Annotated in this window: 6 protein-coding genes and 1 tRNA gene; 4 read left to right on the top strand and 3 right to left on the bottom strand. The window is 54.4% G+C overall.

The genetic code is table 11. The features are described 5' to 3' along the window. Both CIK74_RS10140 and CIK74_RS10135 read left to right on the top strand, forming a co-directional pair. Positions 1-567 (top strand): IS3 family transposase (locus tag CIK74_RS10140; RefSeq protein ID WP_141392920.1); only part of this gene is annotated, 567 nt, incomplete at its 5' end. A gap of 361 nt (positions 568-928) precedes the next feature. Then, positions 929-2,416 carry an MFS transporter gene (locus tag CIK74_RS10135; protein ID WP_096256100.1) on the top strand — a complete coding sequence of 496 codons (1,488 nt, stop codon included), beginning with the start codon at positions 929-931 and terminating at the stop codon, positions 2,414-2,416. A 189-nt stretch (positions 2,417-2,605) separates the two neighbouring features. Here the strand turns inward: CIK74_RS10135 and sucD are convergent, their stop codons facing one another. From sucD to pcrA, 3 genes are all read right to left on the bottom strand, one after another. Beyond that, positions 2,606-3,508, bottom strand: coding sequence for a succinate--CoA ligase subunit alpha (gene sucD, locus CIK74_RS10130; RefSeq protein ID WP_096256099.1), 903 nt, complete (start codon positions 3,506-3,508; stop codon positions 2,606-2,608). Between the two features lie 16 nt (positions 3,509-3,524). Continuing rightward, a complete protein-coding gene (sucC, locus tag CIK74_RS10125) occupies positions 3,525-4,697 on the bottom strand; it encodes an ADP-forming succinate--CoA ligase subunit beta (RefSeq protein ID WP_096256098.1) in 1,173 nt (390 codons plus the stop codon). 238 nt (positions 4,698-4,935) lie between these two features. Next, a complete protein-coding gene (gene pcrA / locus CIK74_RS10120; protein ID WP_096256097.1) occupies positions 4,936-7,311 on the bottom strand; it encodes a DNA helicase PcrA in 2,376 nt (791 codons plus the stop codon). Between the two features lie 63 nt (positions 7,312-7,374). On the opposite strand from pcrA, the gene CIK74_RS10115 reads away from it, so the two are divergent. Both CIK74_RS10115 and CIK74_RS10110 read left to right on the top strand, forming a co-directional pair. Continuing rightward, positions 7,375-8,016, top strand: coding sequence for a hypothetical protein (locus tag CIK74_RS10115; RefSeq protein ID WP_141392919.1), 642 nt, complete (start codon positions 7,375-7,377; stop codon positions 8,014-8,016). A gap of 56 nt (positions 8,017-8,072) precedes the next feature. After that, positions 8,073-8,149, top strand: a tRNA-Arg gene (locus tag CIK74_RS10110). The last annotated feature ends 199 nt before the right edge of the window (positions 8,150-8,348 follow it).

Genomic DNA, 8,348 nt, shown 5'->3' with positions numbered 1-8,348 from the left:
ACTCTTATTCCTGAAGAGCCCGATAAGCTCGGCAAACGGGACTTTCGTTCTTCCCGTCCTGGGGCGAAATTGGTTGGCGACATCACCTATCTGCGGACCGGCGAGGGGTGGTTGTACCTGGCGACGGTAATCGATTTGTATTCGCGTCAGATCGTGGGCTGGTCGATGGGTGAGAACATGCAAACCCAACTGGTCATTGACGCGATGGAGCTTGCCGTATCGCGTGGTTTCATCCAACCCGGGAGCGTATTCCATAGTGACCGCGGCACGCAATACACCTCGGACGCGTTCCAGGGGTGGTGCGCTGCGCATGGCGTGCGCCAGTCCATGGGCCGTACGGGGGTGTGCTGGGACAACTCCGTCGCAGAGTCAACCTTCTCGACGATCAAGAACGAAATGTATCACCACAGGGCATTCACCAGCAGGGTGGCAGCGCGTACCGCGGTGATGGAGTTCATCGAGGTTTGGTACAACCGGAAGCGTCCACATACCGCTATTGGTGGGTTGAGTCCTCAGATGCTGCTTGATTGGTATTGGGAGCAGAATTCCGTGGCTGTTGCGGCCTGAGTGTAATAAGAAAAAATCGTAGTTCGTGTCTCAGAAACTTGACCAGCTCACGCATTGAGCATGGCTCTACACTGGAGCCTCTCGGGCTCGGACGCATTAACCTCCGAATCCACTGCAAATACTTGACTCCACGCACAAGTGCCATTTCACGTTTTGCTAGTCTTGTTGCTTGTCCGATTATGCACTTCATCGTTCGTTGAGCAATCGTCGCCAGTGATCTGGGGAGAAGTCATTGAAGCCTGCAGAAAGTCTCTGAGGCTAGACCACCAAGTGGCACGATTCCCCGAAGCCCTTCAGCACAGGAAAGCTGAGCGACCTAGAGCATACGAGAAGATTAAGAAAGATATGAGGAGTGAAGCTTATGGAAGCAGCGAATACTCGTGGGCCGAAATTTTTAAGGAAACGCCGGTTGAAGGTAGAGGACGTCAACGTTGTTGACGATTCGATGCTCAAAAAAGCAATCGGCGGTACCGTTGTCGGTAACTTGATGGAATGGTACGACGTCGGGGTCTACGGATACCTAGCGGTAATTATCGGCGAGCTATTCATGCCGGCCACCCTCGATCCAGCCCTCAAAACGCTATTTAGCCTTGGAATCTTCGCCGTAACCTTCGTGGCACGCCCACTAGGCGGCGTCATCCTTGGACAGTTAGGCGACCGAGTCGGCCGCCAAAAGATTCTTGTCTTCACACTCCTCATGATGGCCTTGGCAACGTTTGGCATCGGTATCTTGCCAGACTACTCGGCTTGGGGCATCGCAGCGCCAATACTTCTCGTCGTTCTGAAGCTCATTCAGGGCTTTTCCACCGGTGGTGAATACGCCGGCGCCACAACCTTTATCACCGAGTACGCACCGGATAAGCGCCGCGGTTACTATGCATCACTTCTGGATCTCGGCTCGTATATGGGCTTTGCCGTGGGTGCCGCCTTCGTCTCGATCCTCCAGCTAACTCTCACTGAAGACGTGATGGAAGGCTTCGCTTGGCGTATCCCGTTCTTAGTTGCCTTGCCTCTTGGCGTCATCGCCCTGTGGTTCCGCACCAAGATCGAGGACACTCCGGCGTTTAAGGAAGCTCAGGAAGCCGCAAATCGTGCCAGCGAGGATGCCAAGAGCTCTGCAGATGCTCCGAAGGGTGTCATCGACCTGGTCAAAGCCTACTGGCGTGAACTGCTCACCGGCTTCGTTTTGGTTTCAGCCGCAAACACCGCAGGCTACGCACTAACCAGTTATATGCCGACGTACCTGACCCAAACGCTGAAGTATGATCCGGTGCACGGTAACTTGCTGACCTTGCCCATTCTGGCGGGCATGTCCTTGTGCATCCCGTTAGCAGGCCACTTATCGGACAAGATCGGGCGCCGTCGCGTACTCTTCATCGGTTCGGTCTCCGCCGTGCTACTAGCCACTCCGGCGTTCTTGTTCATGATGCACGGAGCTATCTGGTCCACCTTGCTTGGTCTTGCCCTGCTGGCGATCCCAGTAACGTTCTACGTCTCTAACCTTGCCTCCTCACTACCGGCACTGTTCCCTACCTCTTCGCGCTATGGCGGAATGGGAATCTCTTATAACTTTGCCGTCGCTATTTTTGGTGGCTTCGCTCCGTTCATCATGCAAGCCCTTGTAACAATGTCCGGGTCTTCGCTGGCTCCTGCCTTCTGGGTGATGGGCATGTCCGTAGCCGGCTTCATCGCCGTGTGTTTCCTCAAGGAATCAGCACGCAAACCACTTCCGGGTTCTATGCCGTCGGTGGCTACCGACGCTGAAGCCGTCGAACTGGTGAAAACTCAGGATGAAAATCCCGATCTTGACGTTGATTCGCTTTTTGATGAGGCACCAGCGAACCACTAACCCACTGGTTTTTGATTGACCAACGGCCACCGTCCCAGAGATCTGGGACGGTGGCCGTTGCTTTGTACTCTGTCTATTACGGTCGGCTCCCGTAGCACTACGAACCCGATAGAATCTTCACAGAATACGGAAAGGGCCTGACTGCGGATCGTTACCGATCTGCAGTCAGGCCCTCAACTTAGCTTCAGCTTAGAGAGCAGCGAAAACTTCGCGCAGCAAGCGAGCGGTCTCCGAAGGAGTCTTGCCCACCTTCACGCCTGCAGCTTCCAAAGCTTCCTTCTTAGCCTGAGCGGTACCGGCCGAGCCGGAGACGATGGCGCCTGCGTGGCCCATGGTCTTACCTTCTGGAGCGGTGAAGCCAGCGACGTAGCCAACAACTGGCTTCGTGACGTTAGCCTTGATGTAATCAGCTGCGCGCTCTTCAGCGTCACCACCGATTTCACCGATCATGACGATGGCCTTGGTCTCTGGATCGGCTTCGAAAGCTGCCAGTGCATCGATATGGGTGGTGCCGATCACTGGGTCACCGCCAATACCAATTGCGGTCGAGAAGCCCAGATCGCGCAGTTCGTACATCATCTGGTAAGTCAGGGTACCGGACTTGGAAACCAAGCCGATTGGGCCCTTCTGGGTGATGTTGTTCGGGGTAATGCCGACCAACGCTTCACCTGGGGTGATGATACCTGGGCAGTTAGGACCGATGATGCGGGTGATCTGGTTACCGTCGGCGTCAACCTTCGACTGTGCCAGTGCCCAGAACTCAGCGGAGTCCTGTACTGGAACACCTTCGGTGATGACAACAACGAGGCCAACTTCAGCCTCGATAGCCTCAACTACAGCGTCCTTGGTGAACTTAGGTGGCACGAAGACGATCGATACGTCTGCGCCGGTTTCAGCCTTGGCCTCAGCCACGGTGCCGTACACCTTGATGTCCTGGTCACCGTGGGTGACGGTGGTGCCAGCCTTGCGGGCGTTCACGCCGCCGACAATGTTGGTGCCAGCCTTGAGCATCAGGGCGGTGTGCTTGGTGCCTTCGCCGCCGGTGATGCCCTGGACGATGACCTTAGAGTCCTTGTTCAGGTAAATGCTCATTGTTCGCTTATCCCTCTTACTTCGCTGCGTTGGCGAGCTCGGCAGCCTTATCGGCGCCCTCATCCATGGTTGCTGCCAGGGTCACCAATGGGTGGTTGGCTTCGGCCAAGATGGCGCGACCCTCTTCAACGTTGTTGCCGTCCAGACGGACAACCAGTGGCTTGTTCGCTGCGTCACCCAAGGTGTTCAGCGCGCCGACGATGCCGTTTGCGACAGCGTCACAAGCGGTAATGCCACCGAAGACGTTAACGAAGACCGACTTGACCTGTGGGTCGTTCAGGATGACGTCAAGGCCGTTAGCCATGACCTCAGCTGATGCTCCACCACCGATGTCCAAGAAGTTAGCAGGCTTGACCGAACCGTGGTTCTCGCCAGCGTAGGCAACAACGTCAAGGGTCGACATAACTAGGCCAGCACCGTTACCGATGATGCCTACTTCACCGTCCAACTTGACGTAGTTTAGGCCTGCTGCTGCAGCCTTGGCTTCCAGTGGATCAGCCGCTTCTTTGTCTTCCAGAGCTTCGTGATCTGGGTGACGAACCTCGGAGGCGTTCTCATCCAGGGACACCTTGCCATCAAGGGCAACAATGTCACCGGCACCGGTCTTCACCAGTGGGTTGACCTCAACGAGAGTGGCGTCTTCTTCCTTGAATACAACCCAGAGCTTCTGGATGGTATCTGCGACCTTAGCGCGCAGTTCTTCAGGGAAGTTAGCTTCAGCGACAATCTCCGCAGCCTTAGCTGCATCGATGCCGACCAACGGGTCAACGGCGACCTTAGCCAAAGCGTCGGGGCGCTCGACAGCGAGCACCTCGATCTCCATGCCACCTTCTACCGAGCACATGGCCAGGTAGTTTCGGTTTGCACGGTCCAGCAGTACCGAGAAGTAGAACTCCTCAGCAATGTCGGCGCCCTGAGCGATCATGACCTTATTAACGGTGTGGCCCTTGATGTCCATACCGAGAATGTTGGTAGCGTGCTCGAAAGCTTCGTCTGCGGTCTTGGCAACTTTAACGCCGCCAGCCTTACCGCGGCCGCCAACCTTGACCTGTGCCTTAACTACAACTACGCCGCCAATCTTCTCAGCTGCGGCTTTAGCTTCTTCCGGGGTGTAAGCGACGATGCCGGCAAGCACGGGAACGCCGTGTGCCTCGAATAGATCGCGCGCCTGGTACTCATACAGGTCCACGGGTTTGTGTCCTTCGTTCGAAGTTCATGCTGACTCGCGACATGGCCATAGATCGAAACCTATGCCATGCCTTAGAGAGCGCACCGCAACTATCGGCAGTCATACGGCGCCGTAGCCGTGCGCACTTCTCAGACTATCCCTAGTTTTGCAAACTTCCCACTTTTACAGCATGTAGAGAACTTTCCATGAAGTTTCCACGGAAGCGAAAACTGCATTGCTTACCCTAAAGAATTCGCGATTATTCGACGATTTCCAATGGCGCATAGCGCAGTAAGAGCCGTTTTTCAGAATCCACAAATTGCACTTTTGCAACCGTCTTATCTCCGGCTCCTTCTATAGCAATGACAACTCCCAAGCCAAAGCCTGAATGTTTTACGTTTTGTCCAACCTTTGGAACCACAATCTCTTTGTTTTGCTGTACACGCTGTTTCGCAACGGGTGCGGCGTTATGCCCCCGTGAGATTGCATTGGACGAGGTACCGGCTGCCCAATGTGATCCACGATCATATCGACTGGTGGCGAAATTCACCGTTCCGCTACCCGATCCCCACCCGGAAGACATTGACCCTTCACGTTTCCACTCAAGTAAGTGGGACGGAATTTCGTCGAGGAACTGGCTTGCAGGGTTGTACTGCGATTGTCCCCAGAGGCTACGCTGTTCAGCCCGAGTGAGGTACAACCGTTCTCTGGCACGAGTTAAACCTACATAGGCCAATCGACGCTCTTCAGCCAGTTCTTTGGCATCGGTCATGGACCGCTGATGCGGAAAAACACCGTGTTCCATACCGGTCAAGAAGACCACAGGAAATTCTAGACCCTTAGCAGTATGCAAGGTCATCAAGGTGACCACACCTTCGCGAGCAGCCATTGCGGCACCCTCGTCATCTGCGGGAGCTTCAGGGATCTGGTCAGCGTCGGCTACCAATGCCACACGTTCCAAAAACCCTTCTAGTCCACCTTCTGGTTCATCTTTGACATAGTCTCGAACTACCGCGACCAGCTCCGCGAGGTTCTCCACCCGTGATTCATCCTGAGGGTCATTGGACGTGCGAAGTATCTCTAGATAACCGGTCTGTTCCAAGACAGCTTCGAGCGCCTCGGCAGGACTGGAACCTTCAGCTACGACCTTGAGGTCATCCATCAATGACACGAAGGCCGCTGTCATTTTTATGCCGCGAGTACCTAGCCCCGGGGCTTCATCCGAGCGTCGCAAGGCATCCATGAACGAAATTCGATCCCGTTCAGCAAGTGCTGCCACGGCACCTTCAGCTCGGTCACCAATACCGCGCTTGGGCTCATTGAGAATTCGGCGGACGTTTATGTCATCTTCCGGATTAACTAGCGCACGGAGATAGGACAGTGCGTCTTTAATTTCCTTACGGTCGTAGAATCGGGTTCCTCCCACGACCCGGTATTTTAGGTCCACGCGCATTAATTGTTCTTCCAATGCACGCGATTGAGCGTTGGTCCGGTAGAAGATAGCGACATCGCCGGGGCGCACGCTTTCCTCATCGTTGAGTCGCAGAATTTCTTCAGCAATCCAACGGGCTTCATCACCTTCGGATTCGCCGACGTACCCAATGATGGGCTCGCCATCTCCACTGGCGGTCCATAGACGTTTGTCGTTGCGTTCAGGGTTGCGCTTGATAACCTCATTGGCTGCAGAGAGGATGTTCTGCGTCGAACGGTAGTTCTGTTCGAGTTTGATCGTTGCGGCGTCCGCATAGTCTTTTTCGAATTCCACAATATTGCGGATGTCCGCCCCGCGGAAAGCATAAATTGACTGGTCGGAGTCGCCAACCACGGTGAGCTCCCCGGGGGTGGTTAATCCATCTGGGCCGGTGAGCTCACGCACCAGCGAGTACTGCGCGTGGTTTGTATCCTGATACTCATCGATTAAGACATGGCGAAAACGGCGACGGTAGTTATCCGCCACGGCGGGGAACGCCCGGAACATGTACACAACCTGGCCGATCAGGTCGTCGAAGTCCATGGCATTCGCGGCACGCAACCGGCGAGTATAGCCTCGGTAAACCTCGGCCACGGCCAGGGCGAACGGGTCATGGGTATTAATCGTGGAGGAATAATCTTCTTCATCAATCAGTTCATTTTTGAGTGAAGAAATCTTATGCGCGATAGCCTTTGGGGCAAATCGTTTGGGGTCGATATCTAGACCCTTGGCTATTAATGTGATAAGCCTCAGTGAGTCCGCAGAATCGTAGATCGAGAAGTTCGACTTCAGACCAATAGTCGCCGCTTCCCGGCGCAAGATGCGTACACAGGAGGAGTGAAAGGTCGAAATCCACATTTTCTTTGCTTGCGTCTCACCAATCAATTCAGCGGCTCGATCACGCATTTCTGCGGCTGCTTTATTCGTGAAGGTGATGGCTAGAATTTCGTGCGGCCGAGCCCGGCCGGTAGCAAGCAAGTAGGCAATGCGATGAGTGAGTACGCGAGTCTTTCCAGAACCCGCACCGGCAATGATTAGAAGCGGTCCACCGTGATAACGAACCGCTTGATCTTGCTGTTCGTTCATCCCCACCAACAGTTCTTCTGGAGTTGGTATGGTGCGCTGTGCCGGCTCCGCGGCGAAGTCATCGTTAAGGAAATCCATGGTGTAGTCAGTCTACGTGGGCTCAACGACGGTTTCATTGAACTACCCGGCATAATGGAAGGTATGGCAAAGAACGTTAAGAAGAGTAAAGAGTATCGTAAGCCTTCACAGTTCCAGGACCATCAGGTCAAGGGAATGCAAGCGGCTGCGCAGAAACGCGAATCCTCATCAAACCCAATGTTGCTCATCACGGCGGGTCTAGTCACCTGTGCTTTCCTCTTTGTCTACTATCACTTGCTGGTAATGCACCAGATGACCGACCTCAGCAATGGACTCACCATGCCTGACCAACGCGTCTTTGGCTATACAGTCGCTGACGTTGAGGCACTACGTGGGGCCATGGATGCAGATGCCACCGGTCAATTGAACTACCTGCACAAGACTGCTGGGCTGCTATTCCCCCTGTTGACCGCTTTGTTTTCCATGCTAATTTTTATTCGCTGGATCCCGAATCGCCAGATGCGCTGGCTTGCCTGGGCCGCACCACTGCTCTTCGCTGTCACCGATCTTTGGGAGAATTTCGCCATTGACTCGCTCTTTGGAGCGGATCTCAACGAAGGGACGGTTGCCCTGGCTTCGGTACTGACCACCATTCGATGGGTAACACTATTTATTACCGCTGCGCTGATCATTGGCCTCGGAGCTCGCCGGGCTAATATGGCGCTGATTAATAAAATGGCCGAGGTTCGTAACCAAGAATCATGAAAAATTCATCATCAACTTCCTTGTAGGATAGTGTTGATGTGGCGCTTAGCGCCTTCGCCTCTGTAGCTCAGTTGGATAGAGCGACCCTCTCCTAAAGGGTAGGCCAGCGGTTCAATTCCGCTCAGGGGCACCACATAGAATACCGAGGCTTCCCCAACCGTAGTGGGCAGTCGTCGGTTTTCTTTTTCTCGGCGATGGTGTCTCAAACGAATTCTGAGTGCCGCCTCTTCGCATCGTCTGTCGAACATGACAGTTTTTGGCGATTTTCTGACTGGTTAGCAAGCCATTAGCCAGAAGCTTGCCTTTATCTAAAAAGACCGTGGTTCCCTTCC

The organism is Glutamicibacter sp. BW77, assembly GCF_002332285.1.
GTDB classification, from domain to species: domain Bacteria; phylum Actinomycetota; class Actinomycetes; order Actinomycetales; family Micrococcaceae; genus Glutamicibacter; species Glutamicibacter bergerei.
Note: the sequence above shows the minus strand (reverse complement) of the source record. Positions and strands in the feature narration are given on the sequence as shown.